This window comes from Candidatus Symbiobacter mobilis CR (assembly GCF_000477435.1).
Taxonomy (GTDB): domain Bacteria; phylum Pseudomonadota; class Gammaproteobacteria; order Burkholderiales; family Burkholderiaceae_C; genus Rhodoferax; species Rhodoferax mobilis.
The window spans coordinates 2,649,534-2,673,886 of the sequence record NC_022576.1 but is presented as its reverse complement, the minus strand read 5'-3'; the positions used below and the strand labels follow the sequence as shown (position 1 = coordinate 2,673,886).

At 59.2% G+C, this 24,353-nt stretch carries 26 protein-coding genes; 10 read left to right on the top strand and 16 right to left on the bottom strand.

The annotated features are described in order from the left end of the window. Positions 1 to 5: 5 nt before the first annotated feature. The 4 genes from CENROD_RS10915 (at position 6) to istB (ending at position 6,713) form a co-directional block, all read left to right on the top strand. Positions 6 to 995: a virulence RhuM family protein/type II toxin-antitoxin system death-on-curing family toxin gene (locus CENROD_RS10915; RefSeq protein WP_022776286.1), complete on the top strand. Its 990-nt coding sequence runs from the start codon at positions 6 to 8 to the stop codon at positions 993 to 995. After that, the gene (locus CENROD_RS10910; protein WP_022776284.1) at positions 988 to 4,224 is read left to right on the top strand and encodes a type I restriction endonuclease subunit R; all 3,237 of its coding nucleotides are present in this window, start codon (positions 988 to 990) and stop codon (positions 4,222 to 4,224) included. The genes CENROD_RS10915 and CENROD_RS10910 overlap by 8 nt, the downstream gene beginning before the upstream one ends. Positions 4,225 to 4,420: 196 nt before the next feature. Beyond that, positions 4,421 to 5,962: an IS21 family transposase gene (istA, locus tag CENROD_RS10905; protein ID WP_022776276.1), complete on the top strand. Its 1,542-nt coding sequence runs from the start codon at positions 4,421 to 4,423 to the stop codon at positions 5,960 to 5,962. A gap of 13 nt (positions 5,963 to 5,975) precedes the next feature. Beyond that, on the top strand, positions 5,976 to 6,713 hold the full coding sequence (istB, locus tag CENROD_RS10900) for an IS21-like element helper ATPase IstB (RefSeq protein WP_041193651.1): 738 nt from the start codon (positions 5,976 to 5,978) through the stop codon (positions 6,711 to 6,713). Positions 6,714 to 7,448: 735 nt separating this feature from the next. Here istB and CENROD_RS14130 read toward each other — a convergent pair. Continuing rightward, a complete protein-coding gene (locus tag CENROD_RS14130; protein WP_022776273.1) occupies positions 7,449 to 7,637 on the bottom strand; it encodes a group II intron maturase-specific domain-containing protein in 189 nt (62 codons plus the stop codon). 107 nt (positions 7,638 to 7,744) lie between these two features. Here CENROD_RS14130 and CENROD_RS10885 point away from each other — a divergent pair, with 107 nt between their 5' ends. Beyond that, complete coding sequence (locus CENROD_RS10885; RefSeq protein ID WP_041193563.1) at positions 7,745 to 8,020, top strand: BrnT family toxin; 276 nt, start codon at positions 7,745 to 7,747, stop codon at positions 8,018 to 8,020. After that, positions 7,983 to 8,276 carry a BrnA antitoxin family protein gene (locus CENROD_RS10880; RefSeq protein ID WP_041193561.1) on the top strand — a complete coding sequence of 98 codons (294 nt, stop codon included), beginning with the start codon at positions 7,983 to 7,985 and terminating at the stop codon, positions 8,274 to 8,276. The genes CENROD_RS10885 and CENROD_RS10880 overlap by 38 nt, the downstream gene beginning before the upstream one ends. Positions 8,277 to 8,554: 278 nt before the next feature. Here the strand turns inward: CENROD_RS10880 and CENROD_RS14675 are convergent, their stop codons facing one another. Beyond that, positions 8,555 to 8,899 carry a hypothetical protein gene (locus tag CENROD_RS14675; RefSeq protein ID WP_022776266.1) on the bottom strand — a complete coding sequence of 115 codons (345 nt, stop codon included), beginning with the start codon at positions 8,897 to 8,899 and terminating at the stop codon, positions 8,555 to 8,557. Between CENROD_RS14675 and CENROD_RS14670 the strand changes: the two genes are divergently transcribed. Continuing rightward, the gene (locus CENROD_RS14670) at positions 8,852 to 8,971 is read left to right on the top strand and encodes a DUF4160 domain-containing protein (RefSeq protein WP_476577874.1); all 120 of its coding nucleotides are present in this window, start codon (positions 8,852 to 8,854) and stop codon (positions 8,969 to 8,971) included. The two genes, CENROD_RS14675 and CENROD_RS14670, sit on opposite strands and share 48 nt — an antisense overlap. Before the next feature lie 10 nt (positions 8,972 to 8,981). Then, positions 8,982 to 9,254, top strand: coding sequence for a DUF2442 domain-containing protein (locus CENROD_RS10870; protein ID WP_022776263.1), 273 nt, complete (start codon positions 8,982 to 8,984; stop codon positions 9,252 to 9,254). Positions 9,255 to 9,923: 669 nt separating this feature from the next. Here CENROD_RS10870 and CENROD_RS10860 read toward each other — a convergent pair. Continuing rightward, positions 9,924 to 10,349 (bottom strand): type II toxin-antitoxin system VapC family toxin, encoded by a 426-nt coding sequence (locus CENROD_RS10860; protein WP_022776251.1) that lies wholly within the window; start codon positions 10,347 to 10,349, stop codon positions 9,924 to 9,926. Continuing rightward, positions 10,346 to 10,612 (bottom strand): type II toxin-antitoxin system Phd/YefM family antitoxin, encoded by a 267-nt coding sequence (locus CENROD_RS10855; protein WP_022776247.1) that lies wholly within the window; start codon positions 10,610 to 10,612, stop codon positions 10,346 to 10,348. Before CENROD_RS10855 ends, CENROD_RS10860 begins: the two co-directional genes overlap by 4 nt. A gap of 415 nt (positions 10,613 to 11,027) precedes the next feature. Between CENROD_RS10855 and CENROD_RS10850 the strand changes: the two genes are divergently transcribed. Then, complete coding sequence (locus CENROD_RS10850) at positions 11,028 to 11,486, top strand: hypothetical protein (protein ID WP_041193559.1); 459 nt, start codon at positions 11,028 to 11,030, stop codon at positions 11,484 to 11,486. A gap of 513 nt (positions 11,487 to 11,999) precedes the next feature. On the opposite strand, the gene cgtA is transcribed toward CENROD_RS10850, so the two are convergent. The 7 genes from cgtA to cyaY all read right to left on the bottom strand — a co-directional run bounded on the left by cgtA (position 12,000) and on the right by cyaY (position 16,441). Then, positions 12,000 to 13,049 (bottom strand): Obg family GTPase CgtA, encoded by a 1,050-nt coding sequence (gene cgtA / locus CENROD_RS10840; RefSeq protein WP_022776232.1) that lies wholly within the window; start codon positions 13,047 to 13,049, stop codon positions 12,000 to 12,002. 95 nt (positions 13,050 to 13,144) lie between these two features. Further along, positions 13,145 to 13,402, bottom strand: a complete 258-nt coding sequence (rpmA, locus tag CENROD_RS10835) for a 50S ribosomal protein L27 (protein ID WP_022776231.1) — start codon at positions 13,400 to 13,402, stop codon at positions 13,145 to 13,147. A gap of 47 nt (positions 13,403 to 13,449) precedes the next feature. Beyond that, positions 13,450 to 13,770, bottom strand: a complete 321-nt coding sequence (gene rplU, locus CENROD_RS10830; protein WP_022776228.1) for a 50S ribosomal protein L21 — start codon at positions 13,768 to 13,770, stop codon at positions 13,450 to 13,452. Positions 13,771 to 13,951: 181 nt separating this feature from the next. Continuing rightward, complete coding sequence (locus tag CENROD_RS10825; RefSeq protein ID WP_022776225.1) at positions 13,952 to 14,317, bottom strand: winged helix-turn-helix transcriptional regulator; 366 nt, start codon at positions 14,315 to 14,317, stop codon at positions 13,952 to 13,954. Positions 14,318 to 14,379: 62 nt separating this feature from the next. Next, positions 14,380 to 15,171, bottom strand: a complete 792-nt coding sequence (locus CENROD_RS10820; protein ID WP_022776222.1) for a ParA family protein — start codon at positions 15,169 to 15,171, stop codon at positions 14,380 to 14,382. Positions 15,172 to 15,266: 95 nt separating this feature from the next. Then, complete coding sequence (locus tag CENROD_RS10815; protein WP_022776219.1) at positions 15,267 to 15,911, bottom strand: hypothetical protein; 645 nt, start codon at positions 15,909 to 15,911, stop codon at positions 15,267 to 15,269. Between the two features lie 203 nt (positions 15,912 to 16,114). Further along, a complete protein-coding gene (gene cyaY / locus CENROD_RS10810) occupies positions 16,115 to 16,441 on the bottom strand; it encodes an iron donor protein CyaY (protein ID WP_022776216.1) in 327 nt (108 codons plus the stop codon). Between cyaY and lptM the strand changes: the two genes are divergently transcribed. After that, positions 16,440 to 16,598, top strand: coding sequence for an LPS translocon maturation chaperone LptM (gene lptM / locus CENROD_RS13300; RefSeq protein ID WP_022776213.1), 159 nt, complete (start codon positions 16,440 to 16,442; stop codon positions 16,596 to 16,598). The genes cyaY and lptM overlap by 2 nt on opposite strands. Before the next feature lie 92 nt (positions 16,599 to 16,690). Here the strand turns inward: lptM and sbcB are convergent, their stop codons facing one another. The 5 genes from sbcB to CENROD_RS10785 all read right to left on the bottom strand — a co-directional run bounded on the left by sbcB (position 16,691) and on the right by CENROD_RS10785 (position 24,310). Then, positions 16,691 to 18,166, bottom strand: coding sequence for an exodeoxyribonuclease I (gene sbcB, locus CENROD_RS10805; protein ID WP_022776210.1), 1,476 nt, complete (start codon positions 18,164 to 18,166; stop codon positions 16,691 to 16,693). Between the two features lie 28 nt (positions 18,167 to 18,194). Next, the gene (locus CENROD_RS10800; protein ID WP_022776206.1) at positions 18,195 to 20,375 is read right to left on the bottom strand and encodes a RelA/SpoT family protein; all 2,181 of its coding nucleotides are present in this window, start codon (positions 20,373 to 20,375) and stop codon (positions 18,195 to 18,197) included. A 22-nt stretch (positions 20,376 to 20,397) separates the two neighbouring features. Further along, a complete protein-coding gene (locus CENROD_RS10795) occupies positions 20,398 to 21,270 on the bottom strand; it encodes a thymidylate synthase (protein WP_022776203.1) in 873 nt (290 codons plus the stop codon). Positions 21,271 to 21,434: 164 nt separating this feature from the next. Then, positions 21,435 to 22,598 carry a Fic family protein gene (locus tag CENROD_RS10790; RefSeq protein ID WP_022776199.1) on the bottom strand — a complete coding sequence of 388 codons (1,164 nt, stop codon included), beginning with the start codon at positions 22,596 to 22,598 and terminating at the stop codon, positions 21,435 to 21,437. A gap of 242 nt (positions 22,599 to 22,840) precedes the next feature. Then, positions 22,841 to 24,310: an FAD-binding oxidoreductase gene (locus CENROD_RS10785; protein ID WP_022776195.1), complete on the bottom strand. Its 1,470-nt coding sequence runs from the start codon at positions 24,308 to 24,310 to the stop codon at positions 22,841 to 22,843. Positions 24,311 to 24,353: the final 43 nt, after the last annotated feature.

The following is a 24,353-nucleotide window of genomic DNA, read 5'->3' as shown; positions in this document are numbered from 1 at the left end:
CAGCCATGGAACAGAACAAAATCCAGATTTACCAAACCGAGGATGGCAAGGCTCAGATCGATGTCAGGCTGGAGCAGGAGACAGTCTGGCTGCGGCAGGAGCAGATGAGCGAATTATTTGGGCGCGATCAATCTGTTGTCTCGCGGCATATCCGCAATGCTTTGGCCGAGGGCGAGGTCAGCGAAAAAAGCAATATGCAAAAAATGCATATTGCAAATTCCGACAAGCCGGTCACCCTTTATGACCTGGATGTGATTATTTCAGTCGGTTACCGCATCAAGTCCGGGCGGGGAGTGCAGTTCCGGCGCTGGGCTACCCAAGTGCTGCGGCAGCACCTGGTGAAGGGGTACACCCTGCATCAGGCCCGCTTCGAGCAAAACGCTGCCGAGCTGGAACAGGCGCTGGCCTTGATCCGCAAGGCGGCGCAAACTCAGACCCTCACCGCCGAGGCGGGCAGCGGGCTGGTGGAGATCGTCAGCCGCTATACCCAGACCTTTCTCTGGCTGCAACGCTACGACGAGGGGATGTTGACCGAACCGGGGGGCCAGCCAGGCGGGGATCTGCCCACGGAGGCGGAGGCCATGCGTTCGCTAACAGCGCTCAAGCAGTCGTTGATGAAGCGGGGTGAAGCGACCGAGCTTTTTGCCCAACTGCGGGGCGATGGATTGAGTGCGCTGTTGGGGAACCTGAATCAGACGGTTTTTGGCGAGCCAGCTTACCCCACCATCGAAAGCAAGGCCGCTCACCTGCTCTATTTTGTGGTCAAAAATCACCCGTTTGCCGACGGCAACAAACGCAGCGGCGCCTTTCTGTTCGTCGATTTTCTGCACCGCAATGGCCGCCTGCTCAATCCCCAAGGCGAGCCGGTCATCAACGATACCGGTTTGGCTGCGCTGACTTTGCTGGTGGCAGAGTCTGATCCCAAACAAAAAGAGACGCTGATTCGTCTCATCGTGAATATGCTGGCGCTCAATCAGGTCAGTGGGAATGGATAAGCTCACCGAGTCGGCCATCGAAACCTTCGCTATCGGGCTATTCGAGAAACTCGGTTACCAATACATCTACGGGCCGGATATTGCGCCAGACAGCGAAACGCCGGAGCGTGAGCGCTTCGAGGATGTGTTGCTGCTGAAGCGACTGCGCTCGGCGGTGGCGCGCATCAACCCGTCCATTCCTGCCGATGTGCGCGAGGAGGCCATCAAACAGGTTCAGCGCCTGAACTCGCCGGAGCTGATCGCCAACAACGAAGCCTTTCACCGCATGCTGACCGAGGGCATCAAGGTCGTCTATCAGGACAGAGGCAACGAGCGCGGCGATCTGGTGTGGCTGGTGGATTTTGCCAATCCCGATAACAATGAATTCGTCATTGCCAATCAGTTGACGGTGATCGGCCATTCGGATCATGGGCATCAGAGCAAGCGCCCGGATGTGGTCTTGTTCGTCAATGGTCTGCCGCTGGTGGTGATGGAACTCAAGAATGCTGCCGATGAAAACGCCACCATCAAAACCGCTTATCAGCAATTGCAGACCTACAAGGAAGTGATTCCCAGCCTGTTCACCTACAACGGTTTGTTGGTGATTTCCGACGGGTTGGAGGCCAAGGTGGGTTCGCTCTCAGCAGGGCTGTCGCGCTTCATGGCGTGGAAGACGGCGGACGGCAAGTTGGAGGCATCCGCGCTGATCAGTCAGATGGAGACTTTGATCAATGGCCTGTTGAACAAGGCGACGCTGCTGGATTTGCTGCGCCACTTCATTGTGTTTGAAAAGTCGAAGAAGGAAGACCCGGCAACGGGTGTGATCAGCATCAGCACGGTGAAGAAGCTGGCAGCGTATCACCAGTACTACGCCGTCAACGCGGCGGTGGTTTCCACCTTGCGGGCAGCAAGTAGCGCGGTGCCGTGTGTGGCGCAAACACCGGAAAGCTACGGCGTTGCGAGCGTCAAAACCCAGCCGCCGGGCGACCGCAAGGCCGGGGTGGTGTGGCACACGCAGGGCAGCGGCAAGTCGCTGTCGATGGTGTTCTACACCGGCAAGATCGTGCTGACGCTGGATAACCCCACCATTGTCGTGATCACCGACCGCAACGATCTGGATGATCAACTGTTCGATACCTTTGCCGCCTGTACGCAGGTGTTGCGACAGGAGCCGGTGCAGGTGGATGACCGCAAAGATCTGAAGCGGTTGTTGAAGGTTGGCTCTGGCGGGGTGATCTTCACCACCATGCAAAAGTTCCAGCCCGAAGAAGGCAATGTCTATGAGGAACTGACCGACCGCCGCAATGTGGTGGTGATCGCCGACGAGGCGCACCGTACCCAGTACGGCTTCAAGGCCAAAACCGTGGATGAGAAGGACGCGCAAGGCAACCTCATCGGCAAGCGGGTGGTGTACGGCTTTGCCAAGTATCTGCGCGATGCCCTGCCCAATGCGACCTATCTGGGATTCACCGGGACGCCCATCGAAAAGACCGATGTCAATACCCCGGCGGTGTTCGGCAATTACGTTGACATTTACGACATTGCCCAGGCGGTGGAAGATGGCGCAACCAAGAAGATTTATTATGAAAGCCGCCTGGCGAGGGTGTCGCTCAGCGATGAGGGCAAAAAACTGATTGCCGAGCTGGATGAGGAATTGGAACAGGACGAGTTGACCGAGACCCAGAAGGCCAAGGCCAAATGGACGCAGATGGAGGCCCTGGTCGGTGCCGAGCAGCGTATCCGGAATGTGGCGCAGGACCTCGTCGCGCATTTCGAGAAGCGACAGGAAGTGTTTGCGGGCAAGGCGATGGTTGTGGCCATGTCGCGGCGCATTGCGGCAGAACTGTATGCAGAGATCATCAAGCTGAAACCAGAATGGCATTCACCCGACCTGACCAAGGGTGTGATCAAGGTGGTGATGACGGCGGCCTCTGCGGATGGCCCGACACTGGCCGGGCATCACACCACCAAACAACAACGCAAGACCCTCGCCGAGCGGATGAAAGACCCCGAGGACGAGTTGAAGCTGGTCATCGTGCGCGATATGTGGCTCACCGGCTTCGATGCGCCCTGTATGCACACCTTGTACATCGACAAGCCCATGCAGGGCCACAACCTGATGCAGGCCATCGCACGGGTGAATCGGGTATATGGCGATAAGCCAGCGGGTTTGGTAGTGGATTACCTGGGCATTGCCTCTGATCTCAAACAGGCTTTGTCGTTCTATGCCGATGCCGGAGGCAAGGGCGCCCCCATGCTGGCCCAGGAACAGGCTGTAGCGTTGATGCTGGAAAAGATCGAAGTGGTGGCTGGCATGTATCACGGCTTCCCTTACGAGGATTATTTCGAAGCCGACACCGCCAAGAAACTCTCCATGATTCTGGCGGCCGAGGAGCATATCCTCGGGCTGGAAGATGGCAAGAAGCGCTATATCGACCAAGTCACCGCTTTGTCGCAGGCGTTCGCCATCGCCATTCCGCACGAGCAAGCCATGGATGTAAAGGATGAAATCGCCTTCTTTCAGGCGGTGAAGGCGCGGCTGGCGAAGTTCGACAGCACCGGTTCAGGTCGTACCAACGACGAAATTGAATCGACCATTCACCAGGTGATCGACAAGGCGCTGGTGTCGGAGCAAGTGATTGATGTGTTTGACGCTGCCGGAATCAAGAAGCCTGATATTTCAATTCTTTCTGAAGAGTTCTTGCTGGAGCTAAAAAACAGGGAGCATAAAAACGTCGCACTGGAAGTGCTCAAAAAACTGCTGGGCGACGAAATCAAGGCACGCGCCAAAAAGAACCTGGTGCAAAGCCGGACGCTGATGGAAATGCTGCAAGACGCCATCAAGCGTTACCATGCCAAGGTGATCACGGCGGTGGAGGTCATGGACGAGCTGATCAACATCAGCAGGGAGATCGTCAAGTCAGACAAGCAAGCCAAAGAGATGGGCATGAGCGACTATGAGTACGCCTTCTATACCGCCGTGGCCAACAACGACAGCGCCAGAGAGTTAATGCAACAGGACAAGCTACGCGAACTGGCTGTGGTGCTGTTTGAAAAGGTAAAGGCCAATGCCTCAATCGATTGGACAATCAAGGAAAGCGTGAGGGCGAAACTCAAAGTCATTGTCAAAAGGACTTTGAGGCAATTCGGGTATCCGCCGGACATGCAGAAGCTGGCCACCGAGACGGTGCTTAAGCAGGCAGAGATGCTGGCGAATGAGTTGTCAAGGAAAACTGACAATGTACATTAGGCAGCTCAAATCGATATGCTCTTTTTGCCTCTAGCCCTTGTTGCGTATTTCACGCGAACGTGACCGCGAATTCGCAGAAGTGTGACCGGCGTTTCACGAAAGCGTGACCGCGATTTCACGGTGAACGTGACCGCTGAGTGGGAGCGTGATGGATAGTCCGAAGTAGCCTTGCTGTTTTTTTTGAAAGCGAGCGGGGATGCCACAAGAGAGACTATCCATGAGAAAAATTCGAGACGTACTGCGTTACCGAAACGACACTGACCTGAGTCTGGAGGCGATTGCCCGGGCGCTGAGGCTATCGAAAGGGGTGGTATCGAAATACCTGAAGCTGGCGGAGAACGCCGGGCTGAAATGGCCATTGCCAGACGACCTGGATGACGGCGCTCTGGAGCATCGGCTGTATCGCCAATTGGCTGCCCGGGAGTCGGCATTTGTTGAGCCTGACCATGCGCTGATCCACCAGGAGCTGAAGAAGAAAGGTGTCACTCTCACCCTGCTGTGGGAAGAGTACAAGCAAGAGGCCGGGGAAACGGCTTACCAGTACACAGCTTTTTGTACCCGCTACAGAGCTTGGGCTGGTTCGCTCAAGCGCTCGATGCGTCAGATTCACCGTGCAGGTGAAAAGCTGTTTGCCGACTTTGCGGGCCCGACCGTTGCGATCTTCGATGCCGACACTGGTGAGAGCAGAGTGGCGAGCATCTTTGTTGCCGTGCTGGGCGCATCCAGCTACACCTTTGCTTGTGCAACGGCTGGGCAAACGCAGGCAGACTGGCTGGGCGGGCTGGCCAGGGCGCTCGAGTTCATAGGTGGCGTGACAAAACTGATCGTTCCGGACAATCCCAAGGCGCTGGTCAAAGTCGCCAACGCTTATGAGCCGGAACTGAACCGGGCAACAGCCGAATTTGCCCAACACTACGGAACGGTGATATTGCCTGCGCGACCGAAGAAGCCGCAGGACAAGGCGAAGGTCGAAGTGGGTGTTCAGGTGGTCGAGCGCTGGATTCTGGCGCGACTACGGCATCGCCAATTCTTCTCGCTGGTGGAACTGGACAGTGCCGTAGGTGAACTATTGCCAGTGCTGAACGACCGGCCATTCAAGAAACTGCCTGGTTCCCGGCGGGAAGCATTCGAGAGGCTGGACGTTGCGTGCCTGAAAGCCCTGCCGACCACCCGATTCGAACTGGCAGACTGGAAACGCGCACGTGTCAATATCGACTATCACGTCGAGTTCGAGGGCCATTTCTACAGCGTACCGCATGTGCTGGCGCGGCAGGAAGTCGAATTGCGCATTACGCAAGGAATGGTGGAAATCCTGGCTCGCAATCGCAGGGTGGCAGGCCATGCGCGCAATACCAGCAAAGGCAACTACACGACCGTGGCCGAACACATGCCGGCGGCGCACCGCGCCCATGCAGAGTGGACACCTGGGAAGTTGATCGCCTGGGGGACTTTGGTAGGCGTTGCCACTGGCGAATTGGTTCAGCGCATGCTCCTGGAAAAGCAGCATTCAGAGCAGGGGTACCGCGCCTGCCTCGGCCTGATGCGTTTGGCCCGCAAGGTGGGCGCGGAACGGATGGAAGCCGCCTGTACCCGGGCACTGGCTATTGGCGCGTATCGCTTCCGGTCGGTGGCATCGATCCTGGACAAAGGTCTTGATCGCCAGCCCGTCGATCCCACCAAAACTGACACGCCCTTGCCCAGCCATGCCAATGTGCGTGGGCCTGATTACTACCACTGATGAAGGAGGAATCATGTTGATGGAACAGACCGTACAAACTCTCAAGACCCTGCGTCTGCCTGGCATGCTTGCCGCATTCGAAGAGCAGCAGACGAATAGCGCAGCCGCCAGCCTGTCATTCGACGAACGATTCGCCATGCTCGTCGATCGTGAACAGACTTGGCGGGAAAACCGCCGTGTTTCTCGTCTGCTGCGCGAGGCCCGCATGAAGTCTGGTCAAGCGTGCCTGGAGGATGTGCGCTACGGCACCGACCGGAAACTGGACAAAGCGTCCATGGCGCAGCTAGGTTCCTGCCAGTGGATACGAGCGCATCAAAATGTGATTTTGACGGGTGCCACGGGGTGTGGAAAGACCTGGCTTGCTTGCGCACTGGGCAACGCCGCATGCCGTCAGGGACTGTCCGTGGCGTATGTTCGTACCCCCCGGTTCTTCGAGGAACTGCGCATCGCGCACGGTGATGGCAGTTTCGGCAAGAAATTGGCCAGCCTGTCCAAGACGGACTTGCTGATCCTGGACGATTGGGGCCTGGCTGCGCTCAACCAGTCCGAGCGCAATGACCTGCTGGAGGTTCTCGACGATCGCGTCGGCTCCCGATCGACCCTGATAACGAGCCAATTGCCGGTCGAGCATTGGCATGCCTACCTGAACGATCCCACACTGGCCGATGCCATTCTCGACCGAGTCATCCATGCTGCGCACAAGATTGCCCTAGCGGGCGAATCCATGCGCAAACAGAAAGAACTTCAGTGAGACCGGTTCCATCCAAACCGGGTTACCCACCGCGCCGTCCACCTCCGGCAGGAAAGATACCTGCGGCGAACGGCACCGTGGATAACCCTATCCCCGTACCCATTTCATGCCATCGTGACCGGCGTTTCGCAAAAGCGTGTCCGCCATTTCACGAAAGCGTGACCGATTGAACCTACCATCTAGCCCTATCCATTTCGCACCCACTATCGGTCACGTTCGCGTGAAATCACCGGTCACGTTCCGCGAAATACGCACTTGTCACATCTATGTTGGCAGATATCATTTTTGCAGTCGTTGCGCCTTTGTTGCACTCGCTGTTCAGAGATTGTTTTGGCTTTTATACGCTAGCTGCCGTTCGTGGGTTGTGCGTCGCGTGCGCCACCTGTTTAGCACCGCTGTCTAATCGGGTAGGCAACGGCTTCTAACCGTCGCCCCCCACACCACCCACCGTGCGGGTCCGCAATGGGCGGTTCAACAAGTCGGCTCGCTCGACGATGTCTTTCGCTTTGTAACCATGTATCCCTGTGCCTTGCACCACAGGTCTTTCACACTCAGCAAACCCTGTTCCTTTATCCATGCATTGGATATGGCCTGATTGATAACCGGGGTTCTGGACATCTGCCAATAGCGGTTGCTGCTAACTCCGTGCTGAATTTCCGACTTCAGGCTTACGCCCAATGCCAGTAAATTCTTGATCTTCGTGCGTGGCCATCGCCTCTGTTTACCGTAGCACATTCAGATGCGCCTTCTGATCCACTCGTCCAGTTCGGGTACCGGGCGGTAATACTGGCTGATGCCAAAGTACGCCGTCCACCCCCGCATAATCAGGCACAGCAGTCGCTTGCCCGCAATGGTTCGCCCTAGCAAGTTCATCAGCACGTCATGGTTGACGGTGTCGAAAAACTTGGCCAGATCAATGTCCACTGCGATGTTTCTGCCTTCCTTTACCTTACTTTTGACGTTAGGCGGCGCCGACAGACAGCCGGTTCATCACCCTTGCAAGCTCCGGTTACTGTATATACAATAACCGCGTGCGCCTGACCTACGATCCAGCCAAGCGACTGAAGACCCTGGCTGAGCGCGGACTCGACTTCGAGGACGCCGCCCTTGTGTTCCACGGGCTGACCGTGGAGGTGGAAGACACACGCAAAGACTATGGGGAGCGCCGGATTCTCTGCTTCGGGCTCCTCCATGCGCGTTTGGTCGTCATTGGGTACACACCGCGTGGCGCGGATCGCCACGTGTTCAGTATGCGAAAGGCAAACGAACGTGAGCAAACCCGCCTCGCGCCATACTTTGGGTTCTGACTTGGCGCGCGTTGACGCGCACCGCATCAAGCCTCACGAGTACAAGGAACTGCCCGAGCTGACCGATGAGATGCTTGGCCGAGCGGTCATCAACAAGGGTGGTAGGCCCAAGTCAGAGAACCCGCGCCAACTGATAAGCATCAGACTGCCTGTTGAAGTCATCGAGAAGTGGCGAGCCACTGGTCCGGGCTGGCAAACACGCATGGCTGAGCATTTGGCTCGCATTCCAACTCCAAGATCGAAGAGCACCGCCTAATCGGGTAGGCAACGGCTTCTAACCGTCGCCCCCCCTACCACCCACCGTGCTGGCCCCCAATGGGCGGTTCCACAAGTCGGCTCGCTCAACGATGTCTTTCGCTTCATGCCCGTGTATCCCTGTGCCTTGCACCACAGGTCTTTCACACTGAGAACCTATTCCAGTAGGGACTGCGCCATCGCATTGCACGCGGCGGCGGTACACGGAATCCTCATGTACGGTAAGTACATTCCGGTTCCTGCGCTCCGGCACCACGCACACTGTTTTGGCTCGCCTGCCTACTGAAATTGGTTCTTATGCACCCAGAAACAGTCTGCGTCGTGCTTTGCGCAGCCGTCTGGGTAGTCCGCACCTTGCAGGTGTAGCCGCTCGCCACGCATCTTGAGCAGGTAAACTGACAACATTAGCCATATCACGAGGAATACAACGTGCCAATCATTTCTATGTTCTACGGCATCATCATCCGCCTGTACTTGCTCGACAACCAGTACCACAACCTGCCTCACATTCATGCCAGATACGCTGAATTCGAGGCGTAAATTGGCCTTGGCGACGGTGAAATTCTTGCAGGTGAATTGCCCCGCAAGCAGTTGCGTCTGGTGCAGGCGTGGATAGAACTTCATCGTGACGAACTAATGGCAGACTGGGAACTCGCTATCAGTGGAGAGAATCCCTACAAAATCGAACCACTTTGAGGAACCCGCCATGTATTGGGATGTTAAATCCGTTAAACCGCTGCCGGACTTCCGTATTTATGTCGAAATTGAGGACGGCCGCAAGGGTATTTTCGACTTGAACCCCTTTCTCGACCATGGTGTATTTCGAGAGCTTCGGGACGTGCATTATTTCAATCGGGTAGGCATTCTGTTTGGTGCGATAACTTGGCCAAACGAACAGGACATCGCCCCGGAAACCCTGCTGTCTGGAATGACCCCTGTGGAATCAACAGCGTCTAATCGGGTAGGAAACGGTTTCTAACCGTCGCCCCACACACCACCCACCGTGCGGGTCCGCAGTGGGCGATTCAACAAGTCGGCTCGCTCGATAAAGTCTTTCGCTTCCTACCCGTGTATCCCTGTGCTTTGCACCACAGGTCTTTCACACTCAGCAAACCCTGCTCCTGTAACCACACGTTGGATATGGCCTGATTAATAACCGGGGTTCTGAACATCTGCCAATAGCTCTTGCTGCTGACTCCGTGCTGAATCGCCGACTTCAGGCTTATGCCCAAAGCCAGCAGGTTCTTGATCTTCGTGCGTGGCCATCGCCATTGCTTCCCGTAGCACATCCGCATACCCCGCCTGATCCACTCGTCCAGTTCGGGTACCGGACGCTAATACTGGCTGATGCCAAAGTACACCGTCCACCCTCGCAACTATTGCCCCAGTTTCTTCAGCCAATATTCCATGAAAACGCCCCAGCTTCGCCCGGTTAGCTTTTTGATTCGGTGCTTGAAGTTCGCCAGGGCCTTATCAGGTATCTTTTTGCCCTGGATCGGGAAGCCCAGAAAGGTGGTTTCCAGATACCGCGTGATGGATTGCATCACCCGCTGTGCAGCGCGTGGCGCTGTAGACCAGAATGATCAAGTCATCGGCGTAGCGTGCAAAGCGGTGTCCCCGCCTTTCCAGCTCCAGGGTTCCACTTTACTTATCCCAGCGTTTGCATACCAAGCACTTTTGCCGCTTTATTCAGGCGTGCATCGAAGCAGGCAAAACACAAATCTTCACTGGCCGCCTCCTGTAGCTGGCGGGCAGCGGCCAGTTGAACGCTGTCATAGCCGCGCAAGGCAAACGTGTCTGCATACTCGCCCGCCTGTTCCACGATGGTTTGGGTGACTTCCACAATGGCAAACATGGGCCAGTCATCACGCAACTTGGCCCGGACCGCTTCAACGGCCTCGGCATCGACGGAATTTTCACGAACGCGCCGCGCCAGTGCTGCCATGGCTTCGGCCCACGCGATACGCGACACCGCGACCGCCTTGGCGATCGCGGCACGCGCATGAACCTCTGCGCTGAAAGCTTCCAGGACGTACAGCTTGATCAGGGCCGAGGTGTCACAAAACAAAATCACCCACGATCCTCCAGCAGCATCTGGCTGACTGGTTTGCCACCACGAGCCAGTTCAACGGACGGCGACAACTTGGGCTTGTCGCCATGCCAGGAAAGCGTGCCGGATGCCATCAAGCGGCGCAGGCCCTCATTGGCCTGCGGTGGTATCCCAAGAATGCGGGCTATGGGTTTGTTGTGCGAGGTCACCTCAATCAGTTCGCCGCTTTGTGCAAGCGACAAAAACCGTGAGAGTCCTGATTTGAGTTCGCGAACGGCTACGTGCATGGTGAACCCCCTGTCCAGTATCGAGGCCTCATTGTATGAATTTTCCCAGTTCAATGTGGTCTCATTACACCCTGCACAGCCACGCCTGGTAGCCTAAAGTGGACCCCAGTGTCAAGACAATTTTTCAGTCCATGTAAGCTGTACCTGTTTTCACACACCACTGCACGGCGTTGCCCCGGTTTTTGTCTTGGTGCATATTCCGGTGAACGTGACCGCTGATTCCGGGAACGTGACCACTGCAAGCTCTCCCCAAAACGATTCCTTGGTTGTTTTTGGGTTGCCCGCGCCCATGCTGGGCGCACACTCATCATTCCACCAGACCTGCGCGAAAAGCCGTGCAGGCGGGTGAATTCAAACGTTAGGGTGGTATTTCACGTTGCATAAAAATTTACTTATCCAGAGACAAGGCCAGAACATGCGCTATTTCATAGGATTCATCATGTTTTTTGCTTGGTTAGTGACCGCAGATGCGTTGACGCCTCTGCCTGATAACTCTCCCAGCTTCTTTTCAGGAGAATGGGCGGGCACTGGTGAGCAGGGAACTTACTGCTATCTGAACCTGAGCGCTGATGGCTGGGGATGGGTGCTCATTGATGGCGGGGCGGGTGACTGGCTTGGCGCTCGAATGCAATGGCGTAATCGGCAACAGGCGCTTCAGGTCGAAAAAATCATCCCCTTACCCACATCAACCCAACTACGCGTCATGCCATTGGGAAAGTTTGTGCTCGGCAGCGGATTCAATCAATCCTTGATGTTGACGTGGAACGAACAGTCCGGTGGTTGCCAACTGCAAAAGATCGAAACAACAGCACGTCACCTTATTCGGGCACGCAGTGCCATAGAAAGCTTGCTGCAAAGAGAACGCATGCGATGAAGAACGGGAACCATTTCTGGTGGGCCGTCCGCATTTCATGGCCTTTGCTCGGGGGCGTGTGGGGCGCTTGGCTGGGGTTTGGAGGTTATCTTCGGCTTCCCCAAAATGCAGATAGCTTTGGGACGGTTTTTGCGTTAGGTTTTTTTAGTTTTTTCGCTTGGGTCGGCCTCTTTGCTGGCATTGCATCAGGTGCGTTGATCGGCGGATTGGTTGAAAGGCTGCTTCGGCGTTTTGGTGCTGGGATTGCCAGCGCTGTGGGCGTGGCGACCTTGGTGAATGCGTTAGTTCTCTGGCAAATCGCCGGTGTAGTTCAAGCGAAATACCCGGGATTGCGCCCCCCTGCTGCGAAGCCCCCTGTGTCTTCGACAACCACGCTTCCTCCTGAGAATCCCTGTGCATACCCGCCTCCAGACAATACTAAGGAGCGTGCGATCTGGGACTCTGAATGCCGTTGAGATGTTGAAGATCGAAAGCATCAACGGTTTGTTCGGGTCCGCTTTCACTGCGCATCCCCTACGCAAACCGCCCATCCTGCGGTTCTTCGATCGAATTCGCACGCAACGATGCGAGATGCTGGTACACGGCCTGCATTAGCGCCGTACAGCCCATGTGGGTCAACGCCGAGATGCAAAAAACCGGCGCGCCTTCCTCCATCCGGGCCACAAGCGCTTGCACCCGTTCGGCGCGTTCCTCTTCGGGAACCATATCGACCTTGTTGAGCACGAGCCAGCGAGGTTTTTGGTACAGCGCTTCGTCGTACTTGCGCAGCTCTTCGACAATTTTTTGGGCACCGGCAACGGGGTCGCTGCCGTCAAAGGGCGCCATATCGACCACGTGCAACAACAAGCGGGTACGTTGCAGATGTCGCAAAAACTGGTGCCCCAGCCCAGCCCCTTCCGAAGCGCCTTCGATGAGGCCAGGCAAGTCTGCAATCACAAAGCTCTGCTCAGGCCCCACCCGCACGACGCCAAGATGGGGGTACAGCGTGGTGAAGGGGTAGTCCGCAATCCGCGGCCGTGCGTTGGATACCGCGCTGATCAGCGTCGACTTGCCTGCATTGGGCAGCCCCAGCAGGCCGACGTCCGCCAGCACCCGCAATTCAAGCTGGAGCGAGCGCCGTTCCCCCGGCCACCCCACCGTCTTCTGGCGTGGCGCGCGGTTGGTCGAACTTTTGTAGTGCAGATTGCCAAACCCCCCATCGCCTCCCTTGGCCAGGGTGATGACCTCGCCAGGCTGCAACAGTTCAAACAGGACTTCGCCCGATTGCGCATCGCGAATGACCGTACCCACCGGCATCTTCAGGGTGATGTCATGCCCTGCTGCGCCGTACATGTCCGAACCCATGCCATGCTGGCCACGCTGGGCTTCGTGCCGTCGTGCATAGCGGTAGTCCACGAGGGTGTTGAGGTTGGGGTCGGCCACGGCGTACACATGCCCGCCACGCCCGCCGTCCCCGCCGCTGGGACCGCCGAATTCGCGGAACTTCTCGTGCCGAAACGCGGAGCACCCCGCACCGCCGTCCCCGGCGCAGATTTCGATATAGGCTTCGTCAACGAATTTCATAAAACAAAAAACCCTGCGCGGGGCAGGGTTCCAGGACGACCAGTCGCCCTAAGGGCAGGGGTAGGGGCAGAGGCAGGTGCTCAGCCGCGCAGGCGCTATGCAGCGACGACGCTGACCGTCTGCCTGCGCAAGGCGCCGCGCACCGCAAACTGGACCGTGCCATCGGTCAGCGCAAAGAGCGTGTGATCCCGCCCAAGGCCGACATTCGTCCCCGGATGGAAACGGGTGCCGCGCTGGCGAACGATGATCGCACCAGCCTGGATACGCTGGCTGCCGAAAACCTTGACGCCGAGCATCTTCGGCTGCGAATCGCGGCCATTGCGTGTGGAACCGCCGCCTTTTTTGTGTGCCATGGAATGTTCTCCTCGGAAGTGGTGACAGGTGAGCGCCCGGAAGGCACTTAGCCCTCAATGGTGTCGATCGCCTCGATCAGCAATTCGGTGTACCGCTGGCGGTGCCCCTGGTGCTTTTGGTAGTGTTTGCGGCGGCGCAGCTTGAAGATGCGCACCTTGGGGTGCTTGCCCTGCGACAGCACCTTGGCGCGCACGCTGACACCGGCCACCAGAGGAGCACCAACGCGCAATTCCGCACCAGCACCCACGGCGAGCACTTCGCTCAGCACCACTTCTTGCCCGACTTCCGCAGCGATCTGTTCTACCTTGATTTTTTCGCCAGGGGCAACCTTGTATTGTTTGCCTCCGGTTTTTATGACTGCGTACATGTTTTCCTCTCGTCAATCTACGCCCAAATTTGGGGGGAAGCCGAAGATTTTCGCATAAGCGCTATCGCGATTTCCGCCATTCCTGCAACGCAAATGCATGCGCAGCACTGCGCAAGATGTTGCAGGAGCGACGGAAGTCGCGATATGCAGCGGCCTATGTCCATCGCTTACGGACAAGCCTTTAGCTTGCCTTGTCCTCCGCGCAGCTCACACGCCCCATGCGTACAGCGGCTACCCCGTTGGGCATCCGGCCTTCCCCGGACCAGCGGACGGCCAGATTCACCAGGGTGCCGACGCAGGCGACGAGTTGCTCCCCGGCGGGAGTCAAAAAATAGCCGCCGGTTCCGTGCGTGATCACCCCCGCAGCGCGCAATTCCTTAAGCCGGGCGTTGAGGGTATTGGGCGTGACCCCTCCCACGCTGTCTTGTAACAGCCGGAAAGTCTGCGCCCGGCCATCGGCCAAAGCCCACAAGATGCGCATCGCGTAGCGCGCCTCCAGCAAAGCGAGTAGGCGATGGATTGCCAAGGTGTTTTCTTTGTTTTCCATGGTGAAAGATCGAAAAAAGGGGGGGTACCCGGAGCAACAGCGCCCGCCACCCACCGCACATCCTATGCAGTGGCAAAGCGGTCAGCCAGCTCCTGGGCAAATGCACAAAAAGCCCGCGCGCCCTTGGAGGAAGGGTCGAACACCACGCCGGGAAGCCCGTAGCTCGGCGCTTCCGCAAGACGGACATTGCGCGGGATGATGGTTTGGAACAACTGACCCTTGTCTTGGTAGCGTGCTTCCAGCTCTTGGCTGACCTGCTGCTGCAAAGTCACGCGAGGGTCGAACATGATGCGCAGCAGCCCAATATGCTGCAAACCACGGTGCAGATTGGCATGAACCTGGCGAATCGTATTCACAAGGTCGGCCAGCCCTTCCAGTGCGAAGTATTCGCACTGCATCGGCACGACCACCCCTCTGGCGCAACACAAGGCGTTGAGCGTCAGCATCGACAGGCTGGGCGGGCAGTCCACCAGAATGAAGTCATAGGCGTCATCGACGAGCGCAAGAGCCTCGCGCAACCGAGATTCGCGCCGCTCCAGCTCGACAAGCTCCACTTCAGCGCCGGATAGCTCGCGGTTCGCAGCCACCACGTCGTAGCCGCACCCCGCGTCAAAGAGCCGTGCATTGCGCACCCGTGCTTCCTCGATCGTTGCCGTACCCAACAACACGTGGTACACCGACAACGGCAGCGTGCGCTTGTCAATGCCCGACCCCATCGTCGCATTGCCCTGGGGATCGAGATCGACCATCAACACCCTGCGCCCGAGCTTGGCCAGCCCTGCAGCAAGGTTGACGGTGGTCGTCGTCTTGCCGACACCGCCCTTCTGGTTGGCAACGCACAAATTCCATGCCATGGCTACGCACCCGCGTACACGAAAACCCCCACCGAACGCACCGGCGCCCGGTGGGGGTTGGAAGCAACGCCTGGATCGAAAAAACCCGACGGGTCTCAGTAGGTGTACGTCACCCCCAGCGACAAGCTGGGCAGGATCGAGTGCGAATTCAGGGAATCACGCAAATCCTGGGTTTCCGCGTCGATGTCTGCTTGGTCTACCTTGCCGCTATCGACCAGAGTGGTCTCCACTTTCGTATTGAAAGACCCCACCATCACGCCCAGATCGGCGTGGAACCCCCAGCCCTTGGTATCGCGAAGGTGGTGGCCATAGCCGATGCCCACATACGGGGTCACGGAAGGAAAGCGCACATCGACGTTGAAGGTTTCCCCCGTCATATCCACGGTTTTGCTGTTGATCGTCGCGGTGCCCGCACCCACGCCACGCAAATTGGCTTTGATGTCGTTGACGGTCAGCCCGCCGACGAGCCGGAACCCGCTCTCGAACGGAAACCAGTCCGCCAGCAACCCCACGCGATTCGAGCGAATTTCGCCGAGGTAATTCACCCCTTCGCGTTCCCCGTTCTTGTCGGCTTTCAGCCCTCCGGCAAATTCAGCGCGTACACCCCAGTTGCGCGCCATGGGAAAGGCATACCCCAGCTCGACCAAGCCGGGCAGCCCCACTCCGGCATACAGCTCATGCGCCTGCGCCGCGCTGCCTGCTGCGGCAAGCGCCGCAACCATCCACCATTGCTTTTTCATACCGATTCCTTGAACGAAGTTGTCGAAGAACACCCCCAAGACACCCCTAGGGTATGCACACATCTCCCGTCCCCGTGATTCATGATGTATGCGCACCGTAGCCCAGAGAATCCCCAGGATAAGGAATTATCGTCAGCGGCCCTGCGTGAAAACCGTCCGACCGGGGCATTCCACCACACTGTGGCGCAGCAACGGCAGCCGCTTCACCGCTCCTCGAACGACAGCACGCACCCTGCGCTATCGCTCGCAATCCGCGAAAGGATGTCGAAAAACCCGCCTCGACCCCGGGTGTCGAGCCAGCGCTGCCCATCGAAGCGAAAGTGGTAGCCCCCCTCCCCGGCTGCCAGCCAGATCTCCTGCAAAGGCTTTTGCAGGTTCACCACGATCTGGCCTCCGCGCTCCGGGGTCAACGTCAGCATATCGCCCGAGCGACAGCAGTCGATATCGATACTCTGCGTATCGCAACCCTCCTCCACCGCAGCCAACACCCGCTGCGCCCGATCCCAAAACTCCCTGTCGTTGTCCACCATGGTTCCTTCTCCCAGCACGTACCGCATTGCCCGCCATGCCCGATCCCGATGGCTCGCCTGTTCCCTGGTGCTCGCCACCACCCTACTCACCGCCTGTGGGCAGACCGGCCCACTGTACTTGCCCGACGCTGTATTCCCCCTGACGCTTTCCGAGTGACCGGCATAGGGTATCGACGAAGCGCAATGGTCCAGGCCGTGAAACGGCAAGGAGCGAGTGCAGAGGAGCCGCGCTAGTGCGGAAATGCCGCCCTATCTCCCCACATATTCCAACAAGGCCCTTCGTACCGGGTCATTTGCTGTCGCTCCGGTCGTCGCTTCGGTCATCGAAGAACCTACGGCGTCGGCGGGGGATCTTGCCGTGGCGCCGGGCCATTTGTCCAATGCCTCCAGATAGGCATCCAAAGTCAGCGAGCCTCCTGCGCCTTCTTCCCATCGGCTGCGGCGGTGTTCTTGCCAACGCTGTACCTCGGCGGGAGACAGGGTATCGGGGAAATTGCGCGCACGGTAGCGCCAGCACAATTCCGCAAGTCGTGGGTCGTCGAAGCGCGTCCGGGCTGCGGCCAGCTCCTGCGGAGGCAGCGCCCGCAGCGCATCGAGGCGTCGCCGGTCTGCAGAACCGATGAATCCTTCGTACAGCGCCAGATCGACATCCGACTGCGCTTTGGGCGAACGCTTGTACACATCTCCCCAGACGTGGTCGAGCCTGGGCAGGCCCGCAGCGTATTCGGCGTGCCGACGCAGCGCATCCAAGTCGATCCCCAGTTCTTCAGCCCTCGCGGGATCGAGCACTTTTGGGGAGCGCACCACCACTGGCGACTTGTTGAGGTGAATCGTTTTGAGCGGAAGGCGCTGCGTTCCGGCAGGCAGATCGGCGGTCGCGACAAACATCCGCTCCCGCATTTGCGTTGCGGACAAACCGGCCAGTTCACGCGGATCCTGCGCCAAGTCCCACACCAACAGCTCGTTGTCGCTACCAGGAGCCATCCCCAACGGCCACACCAGCGCCAGGCAGCCCCGCTGCGCCGGGTACATGCCAGAGACATGCCAGAACGGGCGCGGTGTGGCCAGCATCCCCGGCAAGCCCAGTTCTTGGAGCACCCCGGCCTTTTTGTGCAACCCCAGGCAGAAAGAAAACAGCCGGGGCTGGCGGGAACGGATCAGGCGCGCCAAGGCAATGGTGGCGTACACGTCCTGCGCAGCATCGTGGGGGCGGTCGTGTTCCAGGTCATTGGCGGCGCCCAGATCTTCCAGACGGAACGAGGGAATGCCGTCCGGGTTCCGGGGCCACGCGATACCGTCCGGGCGCAGGGCATACACGGCGCGCACCACGTCGAGCAGATCCCAACGTCCACAGCCGTTTTTCCACTCCCGGGCGTAGGGGTCGATCAGATTGCGCCAAAACAGAAAGCGCGTGACTTCGTCGTCGAAGCGGATCGAGTTGTAGCCCACGCCGATCGTCTCCGGCTGCGCGAACAGTTGCGCGATGCGCCGGGCAAATTCGTGCTCGGCCACCCCCCGCTCCAGGCATTCCTGCGGGGTGATTCCCGTCAGACGGCAGGCGTCGGGGTCGGGCAGAAAGTCGTCGGCAAGCTGGCAGTACCACACGACGGGTTCGCCCACGGGTTCGAGGTCGCCATCGGTGCGTACGGCTGCAAACTGCGCAGGCCGCGTGCCACGTGCGTCTGCGCCAAAGGTTTCGTAGTCGTGCCACAGAAAAGTGCGCATGGTGTCCTCCCATCGATGCGACGGGGCCTCAGCGCCTGCGGGCGCAGCGCACCCCATGGAGCGCCTCGACCAACGCCAATACCTTGTGCAGCCGCACGGCGTCGCCCACTTCGAGCGTGAAAGTCATCCAGGCAATGCCCTTGACCGTCCTCGTCTGCACGCCGGTCACATTGATCCGCTCGCGGGTGAACACGTCGGAAATATCCCGCAGCAGCCCCTGACGGTCTTGGGCCTGTACAAAGATATCGACCGGGAATGTCGGCATCGATTCTTTCGACGGGGCGCTGTCCCATTCGACCTCGACCCAACGCTGGCCATGCTTGCGCAGCATTTCCCCGACATTGGGGCAGTCGCGGCGATGCACGCTGACCCCCTTGCCGCGTGCCACGAATCCGCAAATGTCGTCTGGCGGGGCGGGCTTGCAGCATTTGGCAAGCTGCGTCAGCAAGGAATCCACCCCCGCCACCCGCAGCCCCCCTTGGGATCTGCGGCGCGCAGCGCGTGAGGGCAGGGTCTGCGGCACTTCCAGCAGCTCGGGTTGCGCAGGTTGCGGGCGCAGCAAGATTTCGATTCTGCGCAACGGCAGGCGGCCACGGCCCACTTCTTCCAACATCGTCTGCGCTTCGTCATACCCCAATTGCGCAGCCAGGTCTTCGAACGCGAGGGCGGTCTTGCCCTCGCGTTGCAGCAATTTGGTGACGGCGTCGCGCCCTTTCGCCATCGTCTCCTGCAACGCCACGGCATGGAACCATGCACGCACCTTGGTCTTGGCGCGATGGCTAACCAGATACCCCAACTCGGGGTTGAGCCAGTCCCGCGAGGGGGCTTCTTCCTTGCCCGCAACGATCTCGACAGTCTGGCCATTGCCCAGCGGCGTATGCAAAGGCACCATCACACCATCGACCCTCGCCCCCCTGCAACGATGCCCGAGCGCGGTGTGGACTCCGTAGGCAAAGTCCACGGGCGTGGCGCCCTGCGGCAGTTCGACGATCGCCGCCTGCGGGGTCAGCACATAGATGCAATCGCCCAGCCCGGCATGGTCCGCGATGGGCTGCGCGGACAAATCGCGCTCCCACGCCAGCAATTGGCGCAATACGGCAATCTTGCCCTCGTACTCCCCTGTGGCGCTGACCCCCGCGTACCCCTTGGTGCCTGCCTCCTTGTAAGCCCAATGCGCCGCAACGCCGTGTTCGGCATGGTCATGCATGGCCTGTGTACGAATCTGCACCTCTGCGGGACGACCGTCCATATCGTGGATCACGGTGTGCAGCGATTGGTACCCGTTGGCCTTGGGCCGGGCGATGTAATCGTCGAACTCCTGCGTCAGGGGAAGGAAATGGCCGTGAATCCACCCCAGCGCGGCGTAGCACTCTCTGATGCTGGAGACGATGACGCGCAATGCGCGCACGTCGTAGACCTGGTCGAATTCCAGCGATTTGCCGCGCATCTTTTTGACGATGCTGTAGATGTGCTTGGGGCGCCCCGTGACCGTCGCTGCAATCCCCATCCCCCGCAATCCTTCTTCGATGCTGCTGCGCAACCGCTCCACGCTGGCTTCGCGATCCACGCGGCGCTCGCTGAGGAGGCATGCGATGCGGTAGTAGGTCTCAGGTTCGAGGAAGCGAAACGAGAGATCCTCCAACTCCCACTTGAGTTCCCATATCCCCAGGCGATTGGCCAGCGATGCGAACACGTGCAGCGACTCCGCAGCCAGCCCGGGCGGCGTGGCAATCTTTTCCTGCGCAAAGTAGCGCAAGGTTTGCAGCCGCGAAACCAGCCGCAGCAACACGACGCGCACATCGCGCGAAAACGCCAGCAACATCTTGCGCACGTGCTCGATCTGGACTGCATCCAGTTCGCTGCCCCCCTTCTGCGCAGCAGGGTTCCGTACAGCGTATGCGCGACGCTGTACCGCCACCAGCCGGGCGGTCTGTGTGACCAAATCGGCCAGGTCGTCGCCAAAACCCTTTGCGATGCGCTCGTGCGCCGGATGGAGGTACGCACTGGCGTACACCAAGTACAACGCCGCCTGCATGGTCGGCGATCCACCCATCCCGGCAACGATGCGCGCTACCCCATCGGCGTGGGCCAGTTGCCCTTCCCCGGTTTCCAGCGCCTCATCTTCGATCAAGGGCAGCGCAAAGGCGCGCGCCCTGGCAGGCAGGGTGCCAGGGTCGGGCTGTACACAAGTTTTCTTCGTCGAATCCACGCAGTGTTTCCCCGGAACGGACTCAGACTGCGACCGGAGCACGCAAGGCTGGGTGGTGTTGGTAGCCGATCACCTCCACGTCGTCGTACTCGTAGTCAAACAGGGTCGGTGGATGCCGCCGCAACCGCAAGGTAGGGTATGGGTATGGCGTGCGTTCGAGTTGTTGGGCAACGACGTCGGCGTGGTTGTCGTAGACGTGACAGTCGCCACCCGTCCAAATGAACTCTCCCACGTCCAGGTCGCACTGTTGCGCCACCATGTGCGTCAGCAGCGCGTAGCTGGCGATGTTGAATGGCACGCCCAGGAACAGGTCGGCGCTGCGTTGGTAGAGCTGGCAACTCAGCCGGGGCCGCTGCCGCGCCGAGGCTGCCGGGGTCACATAGAACTGAAACAGGGCATGGCAAGGAACCAGCGCCATGTCGTCGAGGTCGGCCACGTTCCATGCACTGACGACCATGCGCCGCGAATCGGGGTCGGTGCGCAATGTTTGCATGAGCTGCGTCATCTGGTCAATGTGCCCACCGCCCGGGGTAGGCCAGCTTCGCCATTGCGCTCCGTAGATGGGGCCTAAGTCCCCGTCGGGACGCGCCCATTCGTCCCAAATCGTGCATCCACGCTCCTGGAGCCAGCACACGTTGGTATCCCCGCGCAAAAACCACAGCAGCTCCAGCACCACTGCGCGAAAGTACACCTTCTTCGTCGTTACCAGCGGAAAGCCCTCGTGCAAGTCAAAGCGCATCTGGTACCCGAAGACGCTGCGGGTGCCCGTGCCCGTGCGGTCGGACTTCAGTACCCCGTACAGCCCAACGTGGCGAAGCAGGTCTTCGTATTGCGAACGCACCGGGTGCGGCGCGGCATGGGGAACATCGACGGGATGGGTGTGTTTCGAGGGCATGGGGCTGAGAACCAATTTCAGTAGGCAGGCGAGCCGAAGCAGTGTGCGTGGCGCCGGAGCGCAGGAACCGGAATGTACTTACGGTACATGAGGATTCCGAGCACCGCCGCCGCGTGCAATGCGATGGCGTAGCCCCTACTGGAATAGGTTCTTATAGCCTGGCTTCATAGGGCTTCTCCGCCTTCATTCAAAATTTTCAGGTAGGCATCGTAGACAAATACTCTATTGCGGCGCTGGCCAGTGAATTCGCGGGCAATCCCCATCTCGACCAAAGTCATCATGGCCTTGGAGGTGGTTGGGAAGCTGATATCGGCCCGTTGGCCGGTTTGACGCAAGGTGGAGAGGGGGCGTTGGCGCAAGGCTTCCAGTACACGCAAAACATTGGCCGAACCGCGACCTGTTGCCTGAACCCGCTGGCTGTCTTGTTGGAACAAATCGACCAGACGGCGGGCAGTTTGCACGGCAGCACTGGCCGTCTGTTCCACTCCTTCAAGAAAAAATTCGACCCAATCTTCCCAGTTGCCATCGGTGCGCACGCTGTTTAGTAGTTCGTAATAACGGGCGCGGTGCTGTTTGAAATAAAGGCTAAGGTACAGCAGCGGCTGTGTGAGTACTCCACCTTCATGCAATAACAAGACGATCAGCAGCCGCCCAAGGCGACCATTGCCATCCAGAAAGGGGTGGATGGTTTCAAACTGAACGTGGGCCAGCGCCGCTTTCAGCAGCATTGGCAGCTTGGCTGTTTCGCTGTGAATGAAACCCTCCAGCGCTGCCATGCAAGGCTCCACCTCTTGCGGCGGCGGAGGAACGAAGCGGGCATTGCCAGGACGGGTTCCGCCTATCCAATTTTGGCTGCGGCGAAACTCGCCCGGTTCTTGGTTACTACCGCGCCCTGTACGCATCAATTGGGCGTGCATTTCACGCAAAAGTCTGTTGCACAGCGGAAAACCTTCACGCAAACGTGCCGTGCCATGTTGCAGTGCGGCGACGTAGTTGGAAACTTCCACCACATCATCAAAAGGCACACCTGGCGTTTCATCCAACTCAAACAGCAAAAGGTCTGACAAGGAGGATTGGGTCCCCTCGATCTGCGATGACAGCACCGCTTCGCGCCGCACATAGGCATACAGAAAAAGCTGGGGATCGGGCAGTAGCAGAGCGATGCTGTCAAGTCGGCCCAGTGCCAGGGTAGCCCGTTCCAGCGTTGCCTGGAGAACCCCATTCAATTCCAACGGCGGCACAGGCGGCAAGGGATCGGGCACAAAGGCGCGGACGGTTTCGCCACCCGCACCACTGGCAAGATAACGACCGGTCACACGATGCAGCATCTCGGCATTCCTTGAATAAGATGGCCGACTATTAAAGATAACTGAGATTTCTTTAATAGTGACGTCGCCGTCATGACCACACCGCCCCCATCTTTTTCAGGTGTTCAGCAAGATGCCCAGAGAGATGAGTAAAGGTCTGATTGCTTGATGGCCATTGGTAATCCTATTTCGGAACGCTATGGGCATAGGCCACTACGCATCACGACTTCCGTCGCTCCTACAACGGGAACGTAGGCATTGTGCTAGGGCAGACATGGCCTCTTTTCCATGCATGGGTTCTGCACACTGTGCAGCAGCACCCGGCCAGGGTTGAGCAGGTTAGTAGGGTCGAGCGCTTTTTTGATTGCATGCATCATCGCCATCGCAACGGGCGGTTCGACTTGCGCCAAGCGCCGGGCACGCAAGCTTCCGATGCCGTGCTCCGCCGCAATGGCCCCACCGTGGGCAGTCACCTGCGCAAAAACGAGGTCGTTGATACGCTCTTCCTCGTCGCGAACGAAGGCGCGACCATCGACATGCTCCGGGGGAAAGACGTTGTAGTGCAGGTTCCCGTCACCCAGATGCCCGAAGTGCAGCACGCGCACGCCGGGAATCGCCGCGCACAGCGCCGCAGCGGTGGCGTCGAGGAACGAGGACATCGCCCCCAACGGCAGCGACACATCGTGTTTCACGCTCGGGCCTTCCTGGGCCTGCGCTTCTGGAATGGCCTCGCGCACCTGCCAGAACGCCCGGGATTGGCGTGCGTTCTCCGCCAATACGGCATCGGTCGCGCAGCCCTGCTGCATCGCAGCGGCCAGCGTATCTTCGAGCGGAGCGCGCATCCCGGCATCCGTCGCACAGTATTCGAGCAAAACCGCATAGGCCCCGGAAGGATAGAGCGGAACGCGCAAGGCAGGCCGGTGTTTGCGAACCAGATCGAGCGCGGAGCGATCCATCAGTTCGAAAGCTGTCAGCGCGTCTCCCAGGCTGTACCGCGCCCGTTCCAGCAGGCCGAGCGCCGAAGCCATGTCCGGCACATCGGCCCACGCCACCCAGCACGCTTTGGGAGCAGGGTACAGCCGCAACGTCGCTGCGGTGACGATGCCCAGGGTGCCTTCCGAACCGATGAAGAGCTGGCGTAGGTCGTAGCCGGTGTTGTCCTTGCGCAGGCCGCGCAAACCGTCCCAGACTTCCCCGGTTGCGGTGACCACCTCCAGCCCCAGGCAAAAGTCGCGTGCGGTACCAAAGCGCAGCACCCTGGTTCCCCCGGCGTTGGTCGAGAGCACCCCACCGACGGTGCAGGAAGCCTCCGCAGCCAGACTCAGCGGCAACCACAAGCCTTGGGCGCTCGTGCATTCGTGCAGGGTGTCGATGATGCAGCCCGCATCGACGGTCATGCTGAGATTGGTGGCATCGACGTTGCGCACGGCCTGCATACGGCGAAGGCTCAACACCAGCATCGTTCCCGACTCGTCTGGCGTCGAACCCAACACCAGCCCGGTATTGCCGCCTTGGGGAACGATGCCGATACCGCAATCGGGGTGTTGCTGCACGTAGGCCGCAGTGGCCCGCACGACGTCGGCTACCTCCTGCGTACACGCGGGGCGAACGACCGCGAGCGCCTTGCCCCGTGCCCGTCCACGCCAATCGCGTTCCCAGGCGCCGAGGTCTCCACCAGTCAGCACGTGGCCGTCCCCGACGATCCCGCGCAAGGCTCCCAACAGTGCGTCCATTCGTCGCCTCACCCGTCGAAAAAAGGGGCAGATTATGCGTACC